This is a genomic window from Streptomyces orinoci (assembly GCF_003121295.1).
Taxonomy (GTDB): domain Bacteria; phylum Actinomycetota; class Actinomycetes; order Streptomycetales; family Streptomycetaceae; genus Streptomyces; species Streptomyces orinoci.
Window position 1 is genome coordinate 712,931 of record NZ_PHNC01000031.1, and the last position, 24,312, is coordinate 737,242.

General features: G+C 67.5%; 16 protein-coding genes and 3 rRNA genes. 12 read left to right on the plus strand and 7 right to left on the minus strand.

The window, feature by feature from the left end; genetic code table 11:
* The first annotated feature begins 22 nt into the window (after positions 1 to 22).
* The 3 genes from CV755_RS25520 (at position 23) to ilvD (ending at position 3,454) form a co-directional block, all read left to right on the plus strand.
* Complete coding sequence (locus CV755_RS25520; RefSeq protein WP_109282616.1) at positions 23 to 847, plus strand: sugar phosphate isomerase/epimerase family protein; 825 nt, start codon at positions 23 to 25, stop codon at positions 845 to 847.
* Positions 844 to 1,479: a TetR/AcrR family transcriptional regulator gene (locus CV755_RS25525; protein WP_109282617.1), complete on the plus strand. Its 636-nt coding sequence runs from the start codon at positions 844 to 846 to the stop codon at positions 1,477 to 1,479. The genes CV755_RS25520 and CV755_RS25525 overlap by 4 nt, the downstream gene beginning before the upstream one ends.
* A 133-nt stretch (positions 1,480 to 1,612) precedes the next feature.
* Positions 1,613 to 3,454: a dihydroxy-acid dehydratase gene (gene ilvD / locus CV755_RS25530; protein WP_109282618.1), complete on the plus strand. Its 1,842-nt coding sequence runs from the start codon at positions 1,613 to 1,615 to the stop codon at positions 3,452 to 3,454.
* Between the two features lie 72 nt (positions 3,455 to 3,526).
* On the opposite strand, the gene CV755_RS25535 is transcribed toward ilvD, so the two are convergent.
* On the minus strand, positions 3,527 to 5,725 hold the full coding sequence (locus CV755_RS25535) for a serine/threonine-protein kinase (RefSeq protein WP_109282619.1): 2,199 nt from the start codon (positions 5,723 to 5,725) through the stop codon (positions 3,527 to 3,529).
* A 171-nt stretch (positions 5,726 to 5,896) separates the two neighbouring features.
* Here CV755_RS25535 and CV755_RS25540 point away from each other — a divergent pair, with 171 nt between their 5' ends.
* From CV755_RS25540 to rrf, 5 genes are all read left to right on the plus strand, one after another.
* Positions 5,897 to 6,244 carry an SH3 domain-containing protein gene (locus CV755_RS25540; protein ID WP_109282620.1) on the plus strand — a complete coding sequence of 116 codons (348 nt, stop codon included), beginning with the start codon at positions 5,897 to 5,899 and terminating at the stop codon, positions 6,242 to 6,244.
* A 34-nt stretch (positions 6,245 to 6,278) separates the two neighbouring features.
* Positions 6,279 to 6,785: a hypothetical protein gene (locus tag CV755_RS25545; protein WP_109282621.1), complete on the plus strand. Its 507-nt coding sequence runs from the start codon at positions 6,279 to 6,281 to the stop codon at positions 6,783 to 6,785.
* Between the two features lie 565 nt (positions 6,786 to 7,350).
* Positions 7,351 to 8,876, plus strand: a 16S ribosomal RNA gene (locus CV755_RS25555).
* A gap of 281 nt (positions 8,877 to 9,157) precedes the next feature.
* A 23S ribosomal RNA gene (locus CV755_RS25560) occupies positions 9,158 to 12,277 on the plus strand.
* A 71-nt stretch (positions 12,278 to 12,348) separates the two neighbouring features.
* Positions 12,349 to 12,465: ribosomal RNA gene (gene rrf, locus CV755_RS25565) — 5S ribosomal RNA — on the plus strand.
* Together the 16S, 23S and 5S rRNA genes form the textbook arrangement of a ribosomal RNA operon.
* 104 nt (positions 12,466 to 12,569) lie before the next feature.
* Here rrf and CV755_RS25570 read toward each other — a convergent pair.
* Positions 12,570 to 13,511, minus strand: coding sequence for a hydroxyacid dehydrogenase (locus tag CV755_RS25570; protein WP_241561388.1), 942 nt, complete (start codon positions 13,509 to 13,511; stop codon positions 12,570 to 12,572).
* 73 nt (positions 13,512 to 13,584) lie between these two features.
* Here CV755_RS25570 and CV755_RS25575 point away from each other — a divergent pair, with 73 nt between their 5' ends.
* From CV755_RS25575 to CV755_RS25590, 4 genes are all read left to right on the plus strand, one after another.
* A complete protein-coding gene (locus tag CV755_RS25575) occupies positions 13,585 to 14,151 on the plus strand; it encodes a GNAT family N-acetyltransferase (protein WP_109282622.1) in 567 nt (188 codons plus the stop codon).
* Between the two features lie 74 nt (positions 14,152 to 14,225).
* Positions 14,226 to 15,389 (plus strand): sensor histidine kinase, encoded by a 1,164-nt coding sequence (locus CV755_RS25580; protein WP_241561389.1) that lies wholly within the window; start codon positions 14,226 to 14,228, stop codon positions 15,387 to 15,389.
* Positions 15,386 to 16,036, plus strand: a complete 651-nt coding sequence (locus tag CV755_RS25585; protein ID WP_109282623.1) for a response regulator — start codon at positions 15,386 to 15,388, stop codon at positions 16,034 to 16,036. Before CV755_RS25580 ends, CV755_RS25585 begins: the two co-directional genes overlap by 4 nt.
* Positions 16,037 to 16,159: 123 nt before the next feature.
* A complete protein-coding gene (locus CV755_RS25590) occupies positions 16,160 to 17,326 on the plus strand; it encodes a serine hydrolase domain-containing protein (protein ID WP_109282624.1) in 1,167 nt (388 codons plus the stop codon).
* A 7-nt stretch (positions 17,327 to 17,333) separates the two neighbouring features.
* On the opposite strand, the gene CV755_RS25595 is transcribed toward CV755_RS25590, so the two are convergent.
* Genes CV755_RS25595 through CV755_RS25615 form a run of 5 tightly spaced genes read right to left on the minus strand, consistent with a single transcriptional unit; the run spans position 17,334 to position 24,171 of the window.
* Complete coding sequence (locus CV755_RS25595) at positions 17,334 to 19,010, minus strand: type IV secretory system conjugative DNA transfer family protein (protein WP_109282625.1); 1,677 nt, start codon at positions 19,008 to 19,010, stop codon at positions 17,334 to 17,336.
* Between the two features lies 1 nt (position 19,011).
* Positions 19,012 to 20,391: an ATP-binding protein gene (locus tag CV755_RS25600; RefSeq protein WP_109282626.1), complete on the minus strand. Its 1,380-nt coding sequence runs from the start codon at positions 20,389 to 20,391 to the stop codon at positions 19,012 to 19,014.
* 18 nt (positions 20,392 to 20,409) lie between these two features.
* The gene (locus CV755_RS25605; RefSeq protein ID WP_109282627.1) at positions 20,410 to 21,969 is read right to left on the minus strand and encodes an SCO6880 family protein; all 1,560 of its coding nucleotides are present in this window, start codon (positions 21,967 to 21,969) and stop codon (positions 20,410 to 20,412) included.
* Positions 21,966 to 23,342 (minus strand): hypothetical protein, encoded by a 1,377-nt coding sequence (locus tag CV755_RS25610; protein ID WP_109282628.1) that lies wholly within the window; start codon positions 23,340 to 23,342, stop codon positions 21,966 to 21,968. Before CV755_RS25610 ends, CV755_RS25605 begins: the two co-directional genes overlap by 4 nt.
* On the minus strand, positions 23,332 to 24,171 hold the full coding sequence (locus CV755_RS25615) for a DUF8175 domain-containg protein (protein ID WP_109282629.1): 840 nt from the start codon (positions 24,169 to 24,171) through the stop codon (positions 23,332 to 23,334). The genes CV755_RS25610 and CV755_RS25615 overlap by 11 nt, the downstream gene beginning before the upstream one ends.
* Between the last annotated feature and the right edge of the window lie 141 nt (positions 24,172 to 24,312).

The window sequence follows — 24,312 nt, forward strand, 5'->3', positions numbered from 1 at the left end:
GGGCCGCCGTACGCTGTCCCTCGTGACAGAGCCAGTGGTGCGCATCCCGGACGCGAAGGTCGCGCTGTCCACGGCTTCGGTCTATCCGGAGTCAACGGCCGCGGCCTTCGAGATCGCCGCACGCCTGGGCTACGACGGGGTCGAGGTCATGGTGTGGACCGATCCGGTCAGCCAGGACATCGACGCCCTGCGCAGACTCTCCGACTACCACCAGGTCCCCATCCTGGCCGTACACGCGCCCTGTCTGCTGATCACCCAGCGGGTCTGGTCCACCGACCCCTGGACCAAGCTCCAGCGGGCCCGCGCCGCCGCCGAACGCCTGGGCGCCTCCACCGTGGTGGTCCACCCGCCGTTCCGCTGGCAGCGCTCCTACGCCCGGGACTTCGTCCGCGGCATCTGGCGGATGGCCGGCGAGACCGAGGTCCGCTTCGCGGTCGAGAACATGTACCCCTGGCGCTACCGGGACCGCGAGATGCTCGCCTACGCCCCCGACTGGGACGTCACCAAGGACGACTACCGGCACTTCACCATCGACCTCTCGCACACCTCCACGGCCCGTACCGAGGCCCTGGACATGGTGGACCGGATGGGCGACCGGCTGGCCCATGTTCACCTGGGCGACGGAAACGGCTCCAACAAGGACGAGCACCTGGTCCCCGGCCGCGGCAAGCAGCCCTGCGCCGAACTGCTGGAGCGGCTGGCCTCCCGGGGCTTCACCGGGCACATCGTGGTCGAGGTGAACACCCGCCGGGCCATGTCCTCCGCCGAGCGGGAGGCCGACCTGGCCGAGGCCCTGGCCTTCACCCGGCTGCACCTGGCCTCCCCGACCGGGCTGTCCCGCCGGTGACCGGCGTCCCGCGCAAACGCGGCCGCCCCGCCCGGGCCGAGGCCGCCGAGGGCCCCGGCTCCCGGGAACGCATCGTCGCCGCGGCCCGCGCGGAGTTCGCCTCGCGCGGCTACGACAAGGCGTCCATCCGGGCCATCGCCCGGGGCGCGGGCGTGGACCCGGCCCTGGTCCACCACTACTTCGGCCCCAAGGAGCGGCTGTTCGCGGCCGCCGTGGAGGCATCCCTGGCCCCCGCCCTGAGCGCCTCCGCCACCCTGCCGGAGGGTGCCCCCGAGGACCTGGCCGAGGAGCTGACCCGCTTCTTCCTGGGCATCTGGGAGAACCCGGTCACCCGCGAGCCCCTGCTGGCCGTGGTCCGCTCCGCGGTGACCGACGAGACCGCGGCCGCCGTCTTCCGCGACCTGGTCAGCGCCCGGCTGATGCTCCGCATCGCGGCCCACCTGGACACCCCCGACCCCCCGCTGCGCGCCGAACTCGCCGCCGCGCACCTGGTGGGCGTGGTCCTGCTCCGCCATGTCATCAAGGTCGAGCCCCTGGCCTCCGCCGACCCCGCCGATCTGATCGCCCTGGTCGCCCCCGCCATCCACCACCACCTGACCGCACCCGCCGACGGCGGCCGGCCGGCCACCTGAAACCCCGGCGCGCGGGGTGGGGCCCAGGACGCCCCGAAGGGGCGTGCCCACCCACCGGCGGACGGCCGACGAACCGTCTCAAATAACGGAAACCCCTGTCCCGGCGCGCGGAACGCCGCGTACCGTAAACCGCATGCCGAACCTGAGATCCCGCACTGTCACCCACGGCCGCAACATGGCAGGCGCCCGCGCCCTCCTCCGCGCCGCGGGCGTAGCCCGCGAGGACTTCGGCAAGCCGATCATCGCGGTGGCGAACAGCTTCACCGAGTTCGTGCCCGGCCACACCCACCTCCAGCCGGTCGGCCGGATCGTCTCCGAAGCGATCAAGCAAGCCGGCGGCGTCCCCCGCGAGTTCAACACCATCGCCGTGGACGACGGCATCGCCATGGGCCATGGCGGCATGCTCTACTCCCTCCCCTCCCGCGACCTGATCGCGGACTCCGTGGAGTACATGGCCGAGGCCCACTGCGCCGACGCCCTGATCTGCATCTCCAACTGCGACAAGATCACCCCGGGCATGCTGATGGCGGCCCTGCGCCTGAACATCCCCACCGTCTTCGTCTCCGGCGGCCCCATGGAGGCCGGCAAGACCACCCTGGTGGACGGCACGGTCCGTACCAACCTGGACCTGATCAGCGCCATGTCGGAGGCCGCCTCCGAGTCCGTCTCCGACGAGGATCTGGCCCGGATCGAGGAAGCCGCCTGCCCCACCTGCGGCTCCTGCTCCGGGATGTTCACCGCCAACTCGATGAACTGCCTGGTCGAGGCCCTGGGTCTGGCCCTGCCCGGCAATGGCTCCACCCTGGCCACCCACACCGCCCGCAAGGATCTGTACGAGGCCGCGGGCCGCACCATCGTCGAGATCACCAAGCGCCACTACGACCAGGACGACGCCACCGTCCTGCCCCGCGCCATCGCCTCCCGCCCCGCCTTCGAGAACGCCATGGCCCTGGACGTGGCGATGGGCGGCTCCACCAACACCGTGCTCCACCTGCTGGCCGCCGCCCAGGAAGCCGGGCTGGACTTCGACCTCTCCCATATCGACGCCGTCTCCCGCCGCGTCCCCTGCGTCTGCAAGGTCGCGCCCAATGGCTCGTACCACATGGAGGACGTCCACCGGGCCGGCGGCATCCCCGCCATCCTGGGCGAACTGCGCCGCGCCGGGCACCTCCACGAGGACGTCCACGCCGTGCACGCCGACTCTCTCGCCGAGTGGCTCAAGCAGTGGGACGTACGCGGCGGTTCACCGGCCCCCCAGGCCGTCGAGCTCTTCCACGCCGCCCCCGGCTGTGTCCGCTCGGCCGAGGCCTTCTCCCAGTCCGAGCGCTGGGAATCCCTGGACCTGGACGCCGCGGGCGGCTGCATCCGCGACACCGCGCACGCCTACTCCGCCGACGGCGGCCTGGCCGTGCTCTACGGCAACCTCGCCGAGGACGGCTGTGTGGTGAAGACCGCCGGGGTGGACGAGTCCATCTGGACCTTCGAGGGCCCGGCCGTGGTGGTGGAGTCCCAGGAAGAGGCGGTGGACGCCATCCTCACCAAGCGGGTCAAGGCCGGGGACGTGGTCGTGGTCCGCTACGAGGGTCCCAAGGGCGGCCCCGGAATGCAGGAGATGCTCTACCCCACCTCCTTCCTCAAGGGCCGCGGTCTCGGCGCCAAATGTGCCCTGATCACCGATGGCCGCTTCTCGGGAGGCACTTCGGGGCTGAGCATCGGCCATGCATCCCCCGAGGCGGCGGCCGGCGGCACCATCGCCCTGGTCCGGGACGGCGACCGCATCCGTATCGACATCCCCGCCCGCAGCATTGAACTCCTGGTCTCCGACGAGGAGTTGGCGGAGCGCCGCGCAGCCCTGAACGGCCGGTACGCCCCCCGCGACCGCGACCGCAAGGTCTCCCAGGCCCTGCGCGCCTACGCGGCCATGGCCACCAGCGCCGACAAGGGCGCCGTCCGCGACATCAGCAAGCTGGGCTGACGCCGCCGCGAACCGGGCCGGGAATCCACCGCCAACACCCCCCATTCCGCTGCGGTTTCCCGGCCCGGTTCGCTACTTCCACTCCCGGGGATCGCGTGCGTCCACCGCGAACACCGTGCCGTCCGGCCCCGAGCCGAAGACCTTGCCGTCCGCCACCACCGGTGTCGGCAGGGTCCCGGTGAAACCCTGCCCCGCCTGCGCGGGCCGGGGCGCGGTCTGCCCCAGCAGGGTGCCGCGCCGGGTGTCCACGGCCAGCAGCCGGCCATCGGCCGACGAGAAGTACAGCCGGTGCCCCTCGGCCACCAGCGGCGAGGCATTGGCCACCGAGGTCTCCAGCCGCCAGAGCTGGCGTCCTTCCGCTATGTCCACGGCCGTCAGCCCGCCGTCGGAGGAGAGGACATAGACCGCGTCGCCATGGGAGACCGCGCTGGTGGCGGACACCGGCCGGGTGAGCGGCACCCGCTGCTCATGGCCGGAGGCCGGGTCATAACGCAGTACGGCCGACACCTGGTCATCGGCATTGGCCTCGGTCAGGAAGAGGGTGTCGCCGTCCTGGTCGGTGCCGGCCGGGGAGAGGGTGCCCCGCCCCGTCCACTGCCAGAGCGTCTGGCCGCTGTCCGGGTCCACGGCCAGCACCTGGGTACCGTGCTCGGCCGTCGGCGCCACCACATAGGCGGGGCCGACGCCATAGGAGACCAGGACGGGGTTGCGCACCCCAGGCAGCGGATGCCGCCAACGCTCCAGTCCGGTCGCGCTGTTGACCGCGGTGACCATCCCGCCCCGGTCCGCCAGCAGCACCGTGTCGCCCACGGTGTAGGTCCGGCCGCCATAGGCCGAGATGTTCCGCTTCCAGCGGGGGGTTCCGGTGGCCGGATCGAGCGCGGTCAGCTCCCGGCCGTCCGGCGAGGGCACCAGCACCAGGCCGCCGCTGAACACCGGCGCGGTGACCGCATCCCGGTCGGACGGCCGGCCCTCGGCCGCCCGCCGCCAGCGCACCCTGCCCTCGGTGGTGTCCACCCGGGCCGCGTGCAGACCGGGGGCCGAGCAGTACAGTGCCGCCTCGGCATAGCTGCAGAAGCCGGGACGGGGCCCGTCGCCCCGCACTTCCGGCAGCGGCGCCTGCCAGGGATGCCAGACGGCACCCCGGGAAGCCGCTCTGGAATGCCCGGAGTTGTCGGTACCGCCGAACTCACCCGTCGCCCATTTCGCACCCGCCCCCAGCGCCACCGCCGCCACGGCGGCCGAGGCAAACCACAGCGCCCGCCGACGGTTCCGCGCACGCCGGAGCGCGGGTTCGGCCACCGCCTCCCCGGTCGCCTCTTCGGCGGGTGACGGGACGGACGCCTCCTCGCCACCCGGATCCGGCTCCGGGGACGGGCCCGCGGTCCCGTCCGCCGCCTGCTCCTCGGCCGAGGGACCGGCGAGCAGCGCCCAACTGCCCCCGTCCGCCCAGCGGGGGAGCCGGGACATGATGGTGTCGGGGGTGGGGCGCGCGGCGGGGTCCTTCGCCAGGCAGTCCTTAATCAGCGGAATCAGATCTTCCGGCACACCCGTCAACTGCGGCTCATCGTGCACCACCTGATAGGCGACGATATAAGGGCTCTCGGACTCAAAGGGACCACGACCGGTCGCCGCATGCACCAAAACCGAGGCCAGCGCGAACACATCGGCCGCGGGCCCCACTTCACGCGGCCGCTGAAACTGCTCCGGCGCCATAAAGGGCGGAGTGCCGATCAGCTTTCCGGTCTCCGTACGCAAATCACTGTCGTACGGACGGGAAATGCCGAAGTCGATCACTTTCGGTCCGTCCGCGGCCAGCAGCACATTGCTCGGCTTGAGATCCCGGTGCACCACTCCCGCCCGGTGAATGTCCCGCAGTGCCTCGGCAAGCCCGGCCGCCAGCCGCCGTACCTCATCCGGGGTCAACGGGCCGTTCCGCTTGATGCGTTCGGCAAGAGTGGGGCCGGAGATGCACAGGGTCGCCATCCAGGGCCGCTCACAGTCCGGATCGGCGTCCACCACGGGCGCGGTAAAGGCGCCGCTGACCCGGCGAGCGGCCAGCACCTCCTGCCGGAAGCGCGCCCTGAACTCGGGGTCTGCCGCATACTCGGCGTGCACCACTTTGACCGCGAGCCGCAGGCCGGAGGGTGAGCGGGCCAAATGCACCACGCCCATTCCGCCGGATCCGAGCCGGCCTTCCAGGCGGTATCGACCCGCGTACTCCGGATCCTCCGCTTCCGGGCCGGTCCCGGAACTGCGCAGCGGCGGCATCTCCACCCCCGTGTCGTCTCGGCCGCCAACGGCCGCTTGCGGAGCCTAATCGATGCCCGCCGCCAAGCCGGGGAGGACGTGCCGTTGCTTGCTAGCCTGCGCATGCCAGTCAGCGGTCAACATCCGTCAATAGACGGTCGCTTATCGACATGGACAAAGGGGAGGGGCTAAATGGCCAACGAAGAGACGGTCATCAGCGACGAGGCCACCGAGGCTGCCGGGAGCGCCGAAGGCGCCGAGGCCGCCGCACCGTCCGCGGCGGCCGCCGGGTCCGTCTACTACTCGCTGGCGCCGGGCTACCAGGTCAATGTGCGCAGCGGCCCCAGCACCGACCACCAGGTGGTCCGGGTCCTCCCGGAGGGCACCCGGATAGCCATCCGCTGCCAGACCCGGGGAGAGACGGTGGACGGCCCCTGCGGCACCAGCGACATCTGGGACAACATCGGCCCCGGCCAGTACATCTCCGACTCCTATGTAAAGACCGGCAGCAGCGGCTATGTCACGGTCGGCTGCTCATAGCCGCCCATAATCGGCGTATGAGCGAGGTCAAGGCATGAGCGAGCAGCAGGAGACGGTGCCGCGGGGCCCGCGTCCGGAACCCATCCGGTTCTTCGGTACGACCTGGGTCGAGCATGACGGCGGCTACGCCCTGCGCCGGGCCGGCCTCGCCCTGGGCTCACTGGCCGCCGCGGTGGCCGGAGCGCTGCTGCTCCGCTTTGCCTACCAGGGGCTGGCCATCGCCAAGGTGGGCGGCCTGGTCAACCTGTTGGTGATCGTCGGTGTTTCCATCTGCACCGCCCTGGCCTTCCGCCGTACCTGGGAGGGCTTCGTCCGCCGGCGCCCCGCGGCGGCAGACCCGGGCGCGGAACGCTCCATGCAGAGCCTGGTGCTGATCGGCTTCGTCGGTGTCCTGCTCGCCTACTTCCTGCGCAGCCTGCGGGAGGCCCCCGGTGAGCAGCTGCATCGCGAGGAGTACCAGGAGGCACTCGCCCGCCAGGAGCGCCGCCGCTCGGCCCGCACCGGCAACCCGGCGGGGAAGCGCAAGCGCAAGAGCCACTAGAAGCGGACGGGGGCCGGGTTACCGGGGGCGGGTCGAAGCACCCCCGAACCTCGTGTAGAGTTCTTCGAGTTGCCACGGCGTCCATACGGATGACGGGGCGGCACCTCTGGCCGCACCGGCGGCATCCACTACTGCACGGCCCCTGAACGGGATGGATTTCGGCGTGCCCGAATTCCGGCTCGGACTTCGATTAGGAGTCACCGGGGAAATCCGCTAAAGTAGTGATCACGCCGGGACGCGAAAGCGAAAAGGCGAGAAACCCCGCTCCAGCAGGGGGCCGGAAACGAGAAATCGGATCTGGTAAGGTTGGAAACACCGAAGGGAAGCGCCCGGAGGAAAGCCCGAGAGGGTGAGTACGAAGGAAGCGTCCGTTCCTTGAGAACTCAACAGCGTGCCAAAAGTCAACGCCAGACTATAAAACAACCCCGTCCACCACGTTGTGGTGGGTGAGGTTCCTTTGAAATACACAGCGAGGACGCTGTGAACGACCGGGCTTATTCCGCTTGGTTGTTCCGCTCTCGTGTGTGTGCACCGGCAGTTTTTAATTAAACGCGGCCGGTAAACATTCACGGAGAGTTTGATCCTGGCTCAGGACGAACGCTGGCGGCGTGCTTAACACATGCAAGTCGAACGATGAACCGGTTTCGGCCGGGGATTAGTGGCGAACGGGTGAGTAACACGTGGGCAATCTGCCCTGCACTCTGGGACAAGCCCTGGAAACGGGGTCTAATACCGGATACGACTACTGGGGGCATCCCTGGTGGTGGAAAGCTCCGGCGGTGCAGGATGAGCCCGCGGCCTATCAGCTTGTTGGTGGGGTGATGGCCTACCAAGGCGACGACGGGTAGCCGGCCTGAGAGGGCGACCGGCCACACTGGGACTGAGACACGGCCCAGACTCCTACGGGAGGCAGCAGTGGGGAATATTGCACAATGGGCGAAAGCCTGATGCAGCGACGCCGCGTGAGGGATGACGGCCTTCGGGTTGTAAACCTCTTTCAGCAGGGAAGAAGCGCAAGTGACGGTACCTGCAGAAGAAGCGCCGGCTAACTACGTGCCAGCAGCCGCGGTAATACGTAGGGCGCAAGCGTTGTCCGGAATTATTGGGCGTAAAGAGCTCGTAGGCGGCTTGTCGCGTCGGATGTGAAAGCCCGGGGCTTAACCCCGGGTCTGCATTCGATACGGGCAGGCTAGAGTTCGGTAGGGGAGATCGGAATTCCTGGTGTAGCGGTGAAATGCGCAGATATCAGGAGGAACACCGGTGGCGAAGGCGGATCTCTGGGCCGATACTGACGCTGAGGAGCGAAAGCGTGGGGAGCGAACAGGATTAGATACCCTGGTAGTCCACGCCGTAAACGTTGGGAACTAGGTGTGGGCGACATTCCACGTTGTCCGTGCCGCAGCTAACGCATTAAGTTCCCCGCCTGGGGAGTACGGCCGCAAGGCTAAAACTCAAAGGAATTGACGGGGGCCCGCACAAGCAGCGGAGCATGTGGCTTAATTCGACGCAACGCGAAGAACCTTACCAAGGCTTGACATACACCGGAAAGTGCTAGAGATAGTGCCCCCCTTGTGGTCGGTGTACAGGTGGTGCATGGCTGTCGTCAGCTCGTGTCGTGAGATGTTGGGTTAAGTCCCGCAACGAGCGCAACCCTTGTTCTGTGTTGCCAGCATGCCTTTCGGGGTGATGGGGACTCACAGGAGACTGCCGGGGTCAACTCGGAGGAAGGTGGGGACGACGTCAAGTCATCATGCCCCTTATGTCTTGGGCTGCACACGTGCTACAATGGCCGGTACAATGAGCTGCGATACCGTGAGGTGGAGCGAATCTCAAAAAGCCGGTCTCAGTTCGGATTGGGGTCTGCAACTCGACCCCATGAAGTTGGAGTTGCTAGTAATCGCAGATCAGCATTGCTGCGGTGAATACGTTCCCGGGCCTTGTACACACCGCCCGTCACGTCACGAAAGTCGGTAACACCCGAAGCCGGTGGCCCAACCCTTGTGGAGGGAGCCGTCGAAGGTGGGACTGGCGATTGGGACGAAGTCGTAACAAGGTAGCCGTACCGGAAGGTGCGGCTGGATCACCTCCTTTCTAAGGAGCACATAGCCGACTGCGAGCGAATGTCTCGCACGGTTGCTCATGGGTGGAACGTTGACTATTCGGCACAGTCTGGGTGAAGGCATTGCTAGTACTGCTTCGGCGTGGAACGCGATGGATCCTTCAACTGGCTGGGTCGGGCACGCTGTTGGGTATCTGAGGGTGCGGCCGTTAAGGCTGGTCCTCGATCCGGTCCCAGTGAACTCGCCTCTCGGGGTGGGGTGATGGGTGGCTGGTCGTTGTTTGAGAACTGCACAGTGGACGCGAGCATCTGTGGCCAAGTTTTTAAGGGCGCACGGTGGATGCCTTGGCACCAGGAACCGATGAAGGACGTGGGAGGCCGCGATAGGCCCCGGGGAGCTGTCAACCGAGCTGTGATCCGGGGGTGTCCGAATGGGGAAACCCGGCAGTCGTCATGGGCTGTCACCTACTGCTGAACACATAGGCAGTATGGAGGGAACGCGGGGAAGTGAAACATCTCAGTACCCGCAGGAAGAGAAAACAACCGTGATTCCGGGAGTAGTGGCGAGCGAAACCGGATGAGGCCAAACCGTATGCGTGTGATACCCGGCAGGGGTTGCGTATGCGGGGTTGTGGGAGTTTCCTTGATCAGTCTGCCGGCTGGTCGGAGAGTCAGAAACCGTATGGATAGGCGAAGGGCATGCGAAAGGCCCGGCGTAGAGGGTAAGACCCCCGTAGCTGAAATCTATGCGGCTCTCTTGGAAGCCACCCAAGTAGCACGGGGCCCGAGAAATCCCGTGTGAATCTGGCGGGACCACCCGTTAAGCCTAAATATTCCCTGGTGACCGATAGCGGATAGTACCGTGAGGGAATGGTGAAAAGTACCGCGGGAGCGGAGTGAAATAGTACCTGAAACCGTGTGCCTACAAGCCGTGGGAGCGTCGGATGTACTTTGTGCATCTCGTGACTGCGTGCCTTTTGAAGAATGAGCCTGCGAGTTTGCGGTGTGTTGCGAGGTTAACCCGTGTGGGGAAGCCGTAGCGAAAGCGAGTCCGAACAGGGCGACCAAAGTAGCGCGCCCAAGACCCGAAGCGGAGTGATCTAGCCATGGGCAGGTTGAAGCGGCTGTAAGAGGTCGTGGAGGACCGAACCCACCAGGGTTGAAAACCTGGGGGATGACCTGTGGTTAGGGGTGAAAGGCCAATCAAACTCCGTGATAGCTGGTTCTCCCCGAAATGCATTTAGGTGCAGCGTCGTGTGTTTCTTGCCGGAGGTAGAGCACTGGATAGGCGATGGGCCCTACCGGGTTACTGACCTTAGCCAAACTCCGAATGCCGGTAAGTGAGAGCGCGGCAGTGAGACTGTGGGGGATAAGCTCCATGGTCGAGAGGGAAACAGCCCAGAGCATCGACTAAGGCCCCTAAGCGTACGCTAAGTGGGAAAGGATGTGGAGTCGCAGAGACAACCAGGAGGTTGGCTTAGAAGCAGCCACCCTTGAAAGAGTGCGTAATAGCTCACTGGTCAAGTGATTCCGCGCCGACAATGTAGCGGGGCTCAAGCGTACCGCCGAAGTCGTGTCATTGCAGCATGTACATCTAACGGTGGCTGTGATGGGTAGGGGAGCGTCGTGTGCCGGGTGAAGCAGCGCCGGAAGGTAGTTGTGGACGGTTCACGAGTGAGAATGCAGGCATGAGTAGCGATACAAGAGTGGGAAACTCTTGCGCCGATTGACTAAGGGTTCCTGGGTCAAGCTGATCTGCCCAGGGTAAGTCGGGACCTAAGGCGAGGCCGACAGGCGTAGTCGATGGACAACCGGTTGATATTCCGGTACCCGCTTTGAAGCGCCAGCGCTGAACCAGGCGATGCTAAGTCCGTGAAGCCGCCCTGATCTCTTCGGAGTTGAGGGGAGTGGTGGAGCCGACGGACCAGACCTGTAGTAGGTGAGCGATGGGGTGACGCAGGAAGGTAGTCCAGCCCGGGCGGTGGTTGTCCCGGGGTAAGGGTGTAGGCCGTGTGATAGGCAAATCCGTCACACATGAAGGCTGAGACCTGATGCCGAGCCGATTGTGGTGAAGTGGATGATCCTATGCTGTCGAGAAAAGCCTCTAGCGAGTTTCATGGCGGCCCGTACCCTAAACCGACTCAGGTGGTCAGGTAGAGAATACCGAGGCGTTCGGGTGAACTATGGTTAAGGAACTCGGCAAAATGCCCCCGTAACTTCGGGAGAAGGGGGGCCATGTCCGGTGATGAGACACGCTCTCTGAGCTGGGTGTGGCCGCAGAGACCAGCGAGAAGCGACTGTTTACTAAAAACACAGGTCCGTGCGAAGCCGTAAGGCGATGTATACGGACTGACGCCTGCCCGGTGCTGGAACGTTAAGGGGACCGGTTAGCTCCATTTCGGTGGGGCGAAGCTGAGAACTTAAGCGCCAGTAAACGGCGGTGGTAACTATAACCATCCTAAGGTAGCGAAATTCCTTGTCGGGTAAGTTCCGACCTGCACGAATGGCGTAACGACTTCTCGACTGTCTCAACCATAGGCCCGGTGAAATTGCACTACGAGTAAAGATGCTCGTTTCGCGCAGCAGGACGGAAAGACCCCGGGACCTTTACTATAGCTTGATATTGGTGTTCGGTTCGGCTTGTGTAGGATAGGTGGGAGACTGTGAAGCATGCACGCCAGTGTGTGTGGAGTCGTCGTTGAAATACCACTCTGGTCGTGCTGGATGTCTAACCTGGGTCCGTGATCCGGATCAGGGACAGTGTCTGGTGGGTAGTTTAACTGGGGCGGTTGCCTCCTAAAGGGTAACGGAGGCGCCCAAAGGTTCCCTCAGCCTGGTTGGTAATCAGGTGTTGAGTGTAAGTGCACAAGGGAGCTTGACTGTGAGACCGACGGGTCGAGCAGGGACGAAAGTCGGGACTAGTGATCCGGCGGTGGCTTGTGGAAGCGCCGTCGCTCAACGGATAAAAGGTACCCCGGGGATAACAGGCTGATCTTCCCCAAGAGTCCATATCGACGGGATGGTTTGGCACCTCGATGTCGGCTCGTCGCATCCTGGGGCTGGAGTCGGTCCCAAGGGTTGGGCTGTTCGCCCATTAAAGCGGTACGCGAGCTGGGTTTAGAACGTCGTGAGACAGTTCGGTCCCTATCCGCTGTGCGCGTAGGAGTCTTGAGAAGGGCTGTCCCTAGTACGAGAGGACCGGGACGGACGAACCTCTGGTGTGCCAGTTGTCCTGCCAAGGGCATGGCTGGTTGGCTACGTTCGGGAGGGATAACCGCTGAAAGCATCTAAGCGGGAAGCCTGCTTCGAGATGAGGGCTCCCACCCACTTGATGGGGTAAGGCTCCCAGTAGACGACTGGGTTGATAGGCCAGGTGTGGAAGACCGGTAACGGTTGGAGCTGACTGGTACTAATAGGCCGAGGGCTTGTCCTCAGTTGCTCGCGTCCACTGTGTTGGTTCTGAAACCACGAACAACCAAAAGCCGGTTGTCTGTTTCATAGTGTTTCGGTGGTCATTGCGTTAGGGAAACGCCCGGTTACATTCCGAACCCGGAAGCTAAGCCTTTCAGCGCCGATGGTACTGCATGGGGGACCGTGTGGGAGAGTAGGACGCCGCCGAACAATTTTTAGCCTCAGGGGCGATTCATTTGATGGATCGCCCCTGAGGCATTTTTGCGTTGTGCTGCCTGTGCCGCGTTGCGGCGCGTTGAATTACGCAATTGCGTTCAGGCCATGCGGTGCATTTCTTTCCACTGCACCAGCCCCCGTAGCCGCTCACCTCGTGCCAGCCGTTCCACCTCTCGCACCGCGAACAGTCCCAGCCGCCGGGCCTCGCTGCCCTGGGCGCCCGCGATATGCGGGGTGAGCAGCACATTGGGCAGGCCCAGCAAGGGATGGCCGGGCGGCAGGGGTTCGGGATCGGTGACGTCCAGGAAGGCGTCCAGCCGGCCCGAAGCGCATTCCCGGGCAAGGGCCTCGGTGTCGATCAGTGAACCCCGGGCGGTATTGATGACCGTCGCCCCGTCCGGCAGGAGTGCCAGCCGTCGTGCGCTCAGCAGGCCGCGAGTGGCGGGGAGTTCGGGGGCGTGGAGGGTGAGTACCCGGCATTGCCGGCAGAGGGAATCCAGGTCCAGGAGGTGGACGCCCAGTTGTTCCGCTTCGGCGGCCGGTACATAGGGGTCGTACAGCAGCAGCCGGTATCCGGACTCCGCTGCCAGCAACCGGGCGATGACCTTGCGCCCTACCCTGGATGCCCCGACCACCCCGATCACCGTGCCGTCCGTCCCCTGTCGTGCGGCGAACTCCGGCCAGCCGCCCAGTGCCGCGCTGAGCGCCTTCTTGGCGGCCAGCAGGATCACCGCCACCGTGTAGTCGGCCACCGGCCCGGCATTGATGCCGGCGGCCGTCGAAACCAGGAGGCCGCGTTCCCAAGTGGCGTTGGTGACGAGGCCCTTCACCGATCCACCGGTGTGCACCACGGCCCGCAGGGCGGGTGCTCCGGCCAGGGTCGGACGGTCCAGGACCAGGGTGTGGCCCCAGCCGGAGAGCAGCAGCTCGGCGTCGGTCAGGGAAGTGGTGAGCGTGGTCAACTCTTCCAGCCGGGCCCGTAGTTCGGGTGGCAGGACGACGGCGGCGACCTCCTGAGCCATGTCCACCAGGACCCGCATGCCCCCGCCCTGCCCGTTCCGCCCGGCGGGAAAACCCTTGCGGGCACCGGTACCGCCCGGTAACCATCGGTGGATGAAGCACATGATCAGGGCTGCCCGCGCCGCCGAGTGGCGCAAGGTCAAGGAACTGCGGCTCACAGCCCTGTCCGATCCGCTGGCGCCGCTGGCGTTTGTCACCACCTATGCCCAGGCGGCCGCCTATTCGGATGAGCGCTGGCAGCAGTATGCGCGGCAGAGCGAGGAGGGTATGTCCACCGTCACCCTGATCGCCGAGGGACCGGACGGTTGCTGGGACGGCTCGGTGACCGCGCTGGTGGAACCGCCGGGCGAGGACAGCCCCTTGGGGGCGGAGGTGTTGTCCGCCCAGGCGCTCTTCGTCGGGGTCTATGTGCGGCCGGAGCACCGGGGCAGCGGGCTGGCAGGGGAGTTGTTCCGGTCGGCCATCGACTGGTCCTGGGCGCTGGCCGAGCCGCGTATCGAGCGGATCCGGCTCTTTGTCCATGAACACAATGAGCGGGCCGAAACGTTCTACCGGAAGTCGGGATTCGAACGGACCGGAGAGACGCTGCCCGCCCAGGACGATCCGGCGGGAGCCAAGGAGTACGAGCTCGCCCTGCCCCGCCCCCGTCCGGCCCGGTGAGGATCCGCCCGGTGAGAACCCGCCCGCCGGGAGCCCGTCCGCCGAGGATCGGTCCGTCAGGAGCCCGGCCCCCGGTGAGGACCCGCCCGCCGCGCCCCGCGTTCGCCGTTGATGCGCTGGTCACCGCGCTGGTCCAGGCCGCCGTGACCATCCCCTTCATCGTCCCCCGGGAGCCCTCCGTGCCCCCGGCGACCTGGGCGGCGTATGGGATGACCACGCTGTCCGTACTGCCCCTGCTGTTCCGCTCAAGGGCGCCGGTAGCCGTGCTGTTGGCCATCGCCGCGGCCGGCTGGGCGTACCTTCCGCTGCATGGGCCCGGACAGCCGCTGCCCTACGCCCCCTTGGTGGCCGTATTCACCATCGCCGCCCAGGGCGGGCCACGGCAGCGGCGGTTGACGGTGTGGGTGCTGCTGCCGCTGGCCTGCGCGGCACCGGCACTGCATACCAATGAGGCCCGGGAATACCTCTTCACGGCCTTTGTCTTCGGCATGGCCTATGTTCTGGGGGTGCTGCATCGCACCCGGCAGGCGTACACCGCGGCGGTGGAGGAGCGGGCCGCCGAGCTGGAGCGGTCCCGGCAGGCCGAGGCCGAGCGGGCCGCAGAACGTGAACGGGCCCGTATCGCACGGGAGATGCATGACATCCTGTCCCATGCGGTGAGCCTGATGATGGTGCAGGCGGAGGCGGGCCCGCTGGTGGTCCACAGCGATCCGGAGCGCGCGGTACGGGCCTTTGACGCCATCGCGGAGACCGGGCGGGACGCCATGGTGCAACTGCGCCGGATGCTAGGCGTGTTGAAGGACGAGCCGGGCGGTGGCCGTGGTCCGCAGCCGACCCTGGACGGCCTGGAGGCCCTGGTCGCCGAGGTGCGCCGGGCGGGACTGCCGGTCACCCTGGCGGTGACCGGGGAGCCCCGGCCGCTGGCCGCCGACGCACAGGTGACCGTCTACCGGGTGGTTCAGGAGGCGCTGACCAATGTGCTCAAGCACGCCGACGCCACCACCGTGGCCGTATGCCTCGCCTGGACGCCCCAGCGGCTGGCCGTGGCAGTGGAGAACGACGGTGCGCGGTCGCGTACCTCCCGCCCCGGCAGCGGCCAGGGGCTGATCGGGATCAGGGAGCGGGCCGTCGCGCATGGAGGCACGGCCAGTGCCGGTCCGGGCCCCGGTGGCCGGGGCTTCCGCGTTGCCGTGGAACTGCCGCTCATGATCTCCTCGCCCGCGGAGGTGGGACGTTGACGATCCGTGTGGTGGTCGCCGATGACCAGGAACTGGTGCGGGGCGGCTTTGCGATGATTCTCTCGGCGCAGCCCGATATCGAGGTGGTGGCCGAGGCCGGGGACGGCGAGGCGGCGGTGGCCGCGGTACGGGCGCACGCGCCCGATGTGGTGCTGCTGGATATCCGGATGCCGCGCCTGGACGGCATCGAGGCGGCCCGCAGGGTCTGTGCCGAGACGGACACCAAGGTCGTCATGCTGACCACCTTCGACCAGGACGACTATGTCTATGAGGCGCTGCACGCGGGCGCCAGCGGCTTTCTGCTCAAGGACGTCCGGCGGGACGATCTGGTGCACGCGGTACGGGTGGTGGTGGCCGGGGACTCCCTGCTTGCCCCCTCGGTGGCCCGCCGGCTGGTGGCGGACTTCACCAGCCGGGGGACGGCCGGCCCCTCGACGGTGCTGGGCACGCTCACCGCCCGGGAGCGGGAGACACTGGTGCTGCTGGGCCGGGGGCTGTCCAATGCGGAGATCGCGGCCGAGCTGGTGGTCAGCGAGCACACGGTGAAGACCCATGTCAGCAATGTGCTGTCCAAGCTGGGGCTGCGGGACCGGATCCAGGCGGTGATCTGCGCCTATGAGACCGGGCTGATCGCTCCAGGGAGCTGAGCCGGCTCCCTCGCGCGGGGGAGGCGGGAGCCCCGGCATACCCCTCGCACCGGCGATGTGCCGGGCGGCGCCGGTCAGCAGGATGGAGGGGATCAAGGACCTGCACCTTTGGGGGTAACCACCATGGCCGTCACACGCCGCAAGAGTCTCGCCGTCCTCGCCACCGCCATCGCCGTACTGAGTGTGGGCGACATGATCGCCCCGGCGGTGGCATCCGCGCTGCCGTCCGGCAAGGACCCACTGCGGCAGGCGATAGCCGGATTGCCCGATGACTCGGCCACCGGCGCGCAGGTCCGGGTCGGCGGCACCAAGGGGCCGCACCGGGTGGTGACTTCGGGGGTGGCGGACCTGCGTACCAAGACGTCCGTCAAGGGCGATGAACGCTTCCGCGCGGGGAGCATCACCAAGTCCTTCACCGCCTCGGTGGTGCTCCAGCTGGTCCACGAGAAGAAGCTACGGCTGGACGGCACCGTGCAGCATTACCTGCCCGGGCTGCTGCCTGCCTCGTACGACAAGGTCACCGTCGCCGAGCTGCTGAACTTCACCAGCGGTCTGCCGAGCGCCGACGACTATGGTGACCTCCGCAAGGACCGGTACAAGACCTATGGCCACTGGCAGTTGTCGAAGAGCCACTTCAATAAGCCGATGCTGTTCAAGCCGGGCACCGAACAGCACTACGCCAACATCGACTACAACGTCCTCGCGCTGCTGATCGAGAAGGTGACGGGACGGTCCTATGAGCAGGAGGTCCGGGACCGGGTCATCAAGCCGCTGGGTCTGAAGGACACCTACTCCCCGGGCAATGGGACAGAGATCCGCGGCCGCCACACCAAGGGCTACCAGGCGGTCAAGGACCCCAGGACCGGCAGGACCCACCTGGTGGACGTCACGGACTGGAACATGTCCTACACCTGGGCGTCGGGTGATCTGATCAGCACCACCGCCGATCTGGAGCGGTTTATGACCGCCCTGTTCAAGGGCCGGGTGGTGCCGCAGACCGAGCTGAAGCTGATGTTCACGGTGCCCAAGGTGAAGATGCACGAGGACGGCCGGACCGACACCACCAACGCCAAGGATGCGTACTACAGCAGCGGCCTGACCCGGGTGCAGATCGGCAAGAACACCTATGTCTGGGGCAAGACCGGCGGCACCATGGGCTACCTCAGCGCCTTCGGCGCCACCCGGGATCTGTCCCGGACGGCCGTCTACTCGGTGAACGCCACCGATGCCAAGAGCCAGACGCCGCCGGCCATCCTGAGGAAGATCACCATGGCGGCGTTCACCGAGTAGTCGCTCGCTACCCGGTCAGGGTGCGCTGCGGCCAGCGTGCCCTGGCCTGTTCCTCGGAGCGGAGGAACGCCCAGGTGGGCAGGCCCAGTTGGGTGCCGGTACGCAGCAGGTCCGGCAGGTCGGGCAGCGGGGCCACGGCGGCCACGTCCTCCAGCACCAGGGTCAGTGGTGGGTCGAGCCGACCGGAGGATGACCGTTCGGCCATGCCCCGGCCGCGCTCGACCACGCTCGCGGCGAGTGCGGTCAGCAGTGGCATCGCACCCGGGCGGGTGCGGGGATCCTCAATCGCCTCACCCACCACGTACAGGGTTCCCATTTCTGGGATGAATGATTCCAGCGCCGGGGCATCTCCCCGATGCGGATTGCAGGCGTCCCTGATATGGACCGAGCCAAGGGAGTTGAGTGCGCGGGACACCAACTCCTGGGCCATGTCCCGCCGTTCCGGATGGCCGGTGAGGGCCGACTCCAGTTCGCCCGCCATGCCGCCCACCGCCTTGGGGTTGGTGCGCAGAATGCGTACCGGTTCATGGGCCGAGGAGCCCTGGGCCCAGCGGTGCACCTGGCGGAACGCCCGGCCGTCCACCGCGGCGGCGTGCAGCCAGCAGCGCAGCATGGTCTGGGCGGTGTCCGCGGTGAGCGAGTCCAGCGAGCTGAGCGGGCGGACCGGGGCCAGCAGCGCGGCGGCCCGGGCGGCGGCGGTGTCCCGGGACTCACAGCCGGTGGTGGGGTTCCAGCGCAGCCGGTCCGGGGTGTCCAGCAGATGGCCGGGGTCGAAGACCCGGACCGGGCCCAGCTTGGCGCGGGAGTCCTTGGTCTCGGCCCAGAGCCCGGGGTCGCTGGTGGTGACCAGTACGGGGCCCGGGGCCTCCAGAATGGCCCGGGCGGCGATCTCCCGCCGGTCGGTGCGGTAGACCAGGCGGGGCTCGGCGACGGGGGAGCGGGGAGCGGGAATGGTGGCGGGGGGCGCGGACTCATAGGGAGTGGCGGGGGCGGGCGCCGCGGGCGGCCGGGGCGCGGCTTCGGTCCGTACGTCCGGGGTGGTGCCCGGGGTCGCGCCGGGCGCCGCGCCCGGAGGCGCGCCCGGTGCGCCGGTGACCGTCGGCGGTACGTCTCCAACCGGCATGCCCCCAACCGGCGCGCCCCCAACCGGCGCGCCCGGCACCTGGGTTACCGGCTCCTGGCTTACCGCCCCCTGGGTCACCGCCCCCGACTCGGTCGGGGACGGGGCGCCAGACGCACCGCCGTGGTACGCCACGGGCGCAACCCCGCTCGCCCGCCCTTCAGTTGCGGCCGAAGCCCGGCGCGCCTTGGTGCCCCGCCGCCAGCGGGTGACCGTACCGATGGCGAACACCGCCAGCACGGTGAGCACCAGCGCCTCGCTGATGGTGATGCCCCAGAACAGCCCGTACCCCGACAGGGAACCCTTGGGGGCGTCCGGCCAGGCGCCCGGCAGGTCGCGGGGGTCCGACATCAGATGGCGCAGCGCCAGGGGCGTACGCAGCAGGGTCACCCCGTCGGGCCAGTCGCCATGGGTGAAGAAGGCGGCCAGGCCGGTGCCGGTCCACACCAGGAAGGTGACGCCGAGCAGAAAGGCCAGCGCGCTCACCAGCAGCCCATCGGGCACCCCGCCGGTGCCCTGCCCTGCGCCCTGTCCTCTCGCCGGGCCGGAACCGTTGACCGCCACCTCAGGCGACCGTCGATTCCGAGGAGTCGTAGGCGGCCTGTGCCGGCACCGTCTCGGTGGGCAACTCCCTTTGCAGTGAGCCCTCCTCGGTCATGGCCCGGTCGGTGTAGACCAGTGGCCGTTCCGCGTCGGTGATCAGGTGTTTGACCACCTGGACATTGCCATTGACGTCCCAGACGGCGATGCCCGGGGTCAGGGTGGGGATGATCTCCACGGCCCAGCGGGGCAGGCCCAGCACCCGGCCGGTGGCCCGTGCCTCGTCCGCCTTCTGGGCGTAAATGGTCCTGGTGGAGGCCATCTTGAGGATGGCCGCCGCCTCCTTGGCGGCCGCTCCGTCCACCACGTCCGACAGGTGGTGCACCACGGCCACAAAGGAAAGCCCCAGCCGGCGGCCGAACTTCAGCAGCCGCTGGAAGAGCTGGGCGACAAAGGGGGAGTTGATGATGTGCCAGGCCTCTTCCACCAGGAAGATGCGCTTTTTGCGGTCCGGGCGGATCCAGGTGTGTTCCAGCCAGACGCCGACGATCGCCATCAGGATGGGCATGGCGATGGAGTTGCGGTCGATATGCGAGAGGTCGAAGACGATCAAGGGGGCGTCCAGGTCGATGCCCGCCGTGGTGGGGCCGTCGAACATGCCCCTGAGGTCACCGTCCACCAGCCGGTCCAGCACCAGGGCCACATCCAGGCCCCAGGCCCTTACATCGTCTATATCGACATTCATCGACTCCGCCGACTCCGCCTCGGGATGGCGCAGTTGCTCCACGATGTCGGTGAGTACGGGCTGCCGGTCGGTGACCGTCTCATTGACATAGGCGTGCGCCACCTTGAGCGCGAAGCCGGAGCGTTCGTCCAGCCCGCGCCCCATGGCCACCTCGATGATGGTGCGCAGCAGCGCCAGCTGGCCCGTGGTGGTGATGGAGGGGTCCAGCGGGTTGAGGCGGATGCCGCCGTCCAGGGCGGCCATCGGGTCCAGCCGGATGGGGGTTATGCCCAACTGCTGGGCGATCAGGTTCCATTCGCCGACGCCGTCCTCACCCTGGGCGTCCAGCACCACCACCTGCCGGTCACGGAACCGCAGCTGGCGCAGGACATAGGTCTTCTCCAGCGCCGACTTGCCATTGCCGGACTCGCCCAGCACCAGCCAGTGCGGGGCGGGCAGTTGCTGCCCGTACAGCTGGAAGGGGTCGTAGATATAGCCCTTGCCGGAGTACACCTCACGCCCGATGACCACGCCCGAGTCGCCCAGGCCCGGCGCGGCGGTGGGCAGGTAGACGGCCTGCGCCTGGCCGGTGGAGGTGCGTACCGGCAGCCGGGTGGTCTCCACCTTGCCGAACAGCAGGCTGGTGAACGCGTTGGTGAGGAGGGTCAGCGGTTCGAGCACGGCGGTCGCCCCTAGCGTCTAGCGTCGGATGCCGGTCGCGAACGGCAGCGTGTTGACGAAGGCCCGGTGGTGCTCGCGGTCGCACCACTCCAGCTTGAGATAGCTCTTTCCGGCCGACGCTCTTATCGTCCGCTTGTCCCGTGCCAGTTCCTCGGGGGAGCGCGAGGAGACGGTGATGTACCCGACCAGGTTGACGCCGGCCGCCCCGCTGGCCAGGTCCTCGCCCCGCTGGTCCACCCGGGAGTGGTGGGCGACATCGCGCGGGTCCACCACCCGGTTCATCTTGGCGGCGCGCGAGGCGTCCGCGTCGTCATTGGTCTTCTCGGTGAGCATCCGCTCGATGGCCACATCGGTGGGTTCCAGGTCCATACAGACCGCCACGGTGCGGATCACATCGGGGGTGTGGACCAGCAGCGGGGCCAGGAAGTTGACGCCCACCGGGGTCATCGGCCACTCCTTGATCCAGGCGGTGGCATGGCACCAGGGCTCCCGGGTGGCCGACTCCCGGGTCTTGGCCTGGAGGTAGGTGGGCTGGAGCGCGTCCAGCTCGGCGGGCCAGGCATTGCGCTTGGTCATCGCCTGGATGTGGTCGATCGGGTGGTCCGGGTCGTACATGGAGTGCACCAGCGAGGCCAGCCGGCTCTGGCCCAGCGGCTGGCGGACCCGGATGTCGGCCTCGGCCAGCCGGGCGCAGATATCGGTGAGTTCGCGGGCCATGACCACGGCCAGCCCGGCGTCCCGGTCCAGTCCGCGCTTGGCGCCATGGTGCCGGGAGGCGCGGGCAATGGCCTGGGCCTCGGCGGCCAGTTCCCGGGTGTAGTGCATACACGCCACCAGATAGGCGCGGTGCTGCTCGGAGGAGGTGGAGACCATGGACTGCAACTGGTCGTAGGAGTCCTTGAGCCACTGCGGGGCGGCGTCGTCGCCGCGCCGCTCCACATCCTTGGCGTGCGCGTCGGGGTCGGCGGGCAGGGTACGGGCCAGCATCTGCAGCCGGGTGACATAGCCGTCGCCGTTGGCCACATGCTTGAGCAGGGTGCCGAACCGTTCGACCAGCGCCTCCTGGTCCTCGGAGTCGCGCAGCCCGACGCCCGGTCCCTCGATCTCGATGGCGGCGGTGACGGTACGGCGGTCGGCGTGCAGCAGCACCGCGATCTCGTCCGGGCCGAAGGGGGCGGCCAGCCAGTTGATCCGGCCGATCCCCGGCGGCGGCCCGACCTCGACCTCCCGGCCGTCCAGCCGGGTGCCGGCCTCGATCACTCCCGAGCGGTAGGCGGTGCCGCGCCGCAAGGTGCGCTTGTAACTGCGGTTGATCTCGAACCACTTGTAGAACGTGCGCTGTTTGTACGGCACATACACGGCCGCCAGGGCCAGGGCCGGGAACCCGGTGAGGGTGATGATGCGCAGCGGCAGGATGGGCACCAGCAGCCCGCACATCATGCCCAGGAACGCGCCTGCGATGATCAGCGCGATCTCGCCGGTCTCCCGGTTCTTGCCGACCACCGCGTTGGGGCGGGCGCGGCCGATGAGATACGTACGGCGGGGCGCGACCGGCTGGGACTGGGCCTGTGTCGTCAACTCCGCTCACCTCCAGAGGATGTGCCGTTGTTCTGTGCGCGGGGCGCGGGGGTGGCGGAGGGGGCGCCGCCGTTGCCGGCGGCGGCGGGCTGACGGGTGCTGTGGGCGGCGACGCCGCCGGACACCGGGTTGGCGGGACGGGCCTGCTGGGTGGTGGTGCTTCCGCCGTCCCCCCGGGTGCTATGGGTGTTGATGCCCTGCTTGACCAGGCTGGCGGGGGAGGCGATCACGGCGGCGGCCTGCCGGGAGGCCACATCCTTGCTGGCGTTGCGGCTGCTGATGATCTCGTCCCCGAAGCCGGGGACAAAGCGGTAGATCATGGCGCTGGCCAGGATGGCCAGGATGATGATGGCCAGCCCGGAGATGACCGCGTTGAGCGAGCCATGGCCCTGCCCGGCGGAGAGCGCACTGGCGAGGGTCAGCACAATCACAATGATCGGTTTGAGCAGAATGACCGCGATCATGATCCCGGCCCAGCGGCGGACATGTCCCCACATGTTCTTGTCCACCAGGCCCGCGTAGACGGCGGTGCCGAGCAGGGCGCCCACATAGAGCAGGGCGGCCCGGATGACCAGCTCCAGCCAGAGCACTCCGGCGGCGATGATGGACACGATGGACAGCACGATCAGCATGATCGGGCCGCCGCCGATGTCATTGCCGGTCTTGAGGGCGTCGGAGAACCCCCCGAAGAACCGGTCCTTGTTGGCGTCCTGGCCGGAGGCGATCACATCGGTGACGGCGTCGGTGGCCTGGACCACGGTGTAGAGGATCAGCGGGGTGAAGGCGGAGGCGAGCACGGTCAGCCAGAGGAAGCCCACCGCTTCGGTGATCGCCTCGGTGAACGGCACGCCACGCACCGCACGCTTGGCCACGGCCAGCAGCCACAGGACCAGGGTCAGGATGGTGGAGGCGGCGAAGACGACGGCGTACTGGCGCAGGAAGTTCCCGTTGGTGAAGTCCACATTGCTGGTGGCGTGGACGGCGTCGGAGACCTTCTTGATGATCCAGGAGGCGGCTTCCGCACAGCCTTTGGCGAGCGAGGCGGCGGGGTCCAGGGCGCCGGGGGGGTCGGTGGGGGGTTTGGCGGCGTTGCTGCCGCCTTGGCAATAGTGCTGGGCAGGTCCTGCGATCAGATCGCAATTGTTCTTGGTCGGGGACCCGCTGGGTGTGGGCAGCGCCGTGGCGCCTGTTGACCCGCTTGGCGTGGGGGTGGGGACGCCGGTGGTACCGGGAGTGGGGCTGCCGGTTGTACCCGGGGTGGGGGTCGGCGGCGGTGCGGAGAACGCACGCGCCGCAAGCAGAACGGCAGTTGTCTGGACGCTCGTCAGAACGGCGGCGACCGTGAGGGTCCGACGCCGGGACTTACCGGGCATAGGTGAACCCTCCGTACTGCTGGACGGCCTTGGAGATCTCATCGGCCGAGGAGGCGGTTTGGTCGGTGCTGACCGGCGCCGGTCCGTTCTTCTGCGAGAACGCCTGTGCCTTCCAGTCGCCATCGACCCAGCGCAGTTTGATCGACATGGTGAACCAGTCGTTGGTGACCGGCTTGGTCGATCCGGTCCCGGCCATGCCGAAGACGCCGGTGCACCAGACATCCACGGAGGCGGAGGATTCGCTGTACTCCGTGGTCTTGGCGCCAACGGGTGCGGTGCGTGACACGTAGGTCATGCCCCTGGGTGCCTCGCCGTTCTCGTTCAGGCCGACCTTGCTCAGGAAGTCCTTGGAGTAGGCGCCGTCCAGCTTCTTCTGGAGATCGTCCGCCACATCGGCGCTGAACACCTGCTGGACGATCTCGTGCCGCCGCTCCGGCTGGAGGATGTCAGCCGACACCAAGGCCACCGCATAGTTGGAAGCCGCAGACTGCGCCCCCTGCTCCGTATGCGCAAACCCGGACGGAATCCCCCCGTTCTTGCCCTCCACCGGCTTTACGCCGGACGGTGCCGTCGCCGAACTGCTTCCCGTCTTGCCGGACTTCGACGACCCCCCGGCGGAGGAGCCGGACCCGGAGGAGGAACCCCCTCTGTTCGCGAACGCGATTGCCGCGAGCAGCAGGACCACCACCCCCACGACCATGACCAGGCTCCGCTTGGGCCGGGCCGCGCCCCGCCGGCCCTGAGCGGCGTAGGGGTCGATCTCACCCTCCGGCAGCCGGGTACGCGTCACCTGCGCATCGCCGCCGTAGCCGTCGCCACCGAGACTCATAGCGCGCCTGCTTCCTCTCCCACAGCGGAGCGACCCGCAGAGCGACCCGCGGAGCGGTCCCGCTCCCCGCCCTGAGATGACGGTAGCGGGGTGTGCGGTTTCCGGGAGGAGGACCAAAGGGAGTGAGGGGGCATCAGGAGG

Bases quoted from the DNA above. Each gene is read 5' to 3' on its own strand.
- ilvD (WP_109282618.1), top strand. From the start codon at position 1,613: ATGCCGAACCTGAGATCCCGCACTGTCACCCACGGCCGCAACATGGCA.
- CV755_RS25535 (WP_109282619.1), bottom strand. From the start codon at position 5,725: ATGCCGCCGCTGCGCAGTTCCGGGACCGGCCCGGAAGCGGAGGATCCG.
- CV755_RS25540 (WP_109282620.1), top strand. From the start codon at position 5,897: ATGGCCAACGAAGAGACGGTCATCAGCGACGAGGCCACCGAGGCTGCC.
- CV755_RS25545 (WP_109282621.1), top strand. From the start codon at position 6,279: ATGAGCGAGCAGCAGGAGACGGTGCCGCGGGGCCCGCGTCCGGAACCC.
- CV755_RS25570 (WP_241561388.1), bottom strand. From the start codon at position 13,511: ATGCGGGTCCTGGTGGACATGGCTCAGGAGGTCGCCGCCGTCGTCCTG.
- CV755_RS25575 (WP_109282622.1), top strand. From the start codon at position 13,585: ATGAAGCACATGATCAGGGCTGCCCGCGCCGCCGAGTGGCGCAAGGTC.
- CV755_RS25590 (WP_109282624.1), top strand. From the start codon at position 16,160: ATGGCCGTCACACGCCGCAAGAGTCTCGCCGTCCTCGCCACCGCCATC.
- CV755_RS25610 (WP_109282628.1), bottom strand. From the start codon at position 23,342: ATGCCCGGTAAGTCCCGGCGTCGGACCCTCACGGTCGCCGCCGTTCTG.
- CV755_RS25615 (WP_109282629.1), bottom strand. From the start codon at position 24,171: ATGAGTCTCGGTGGCGACGGCTACGGCGGCGATGCGCAGGTGACGCGT.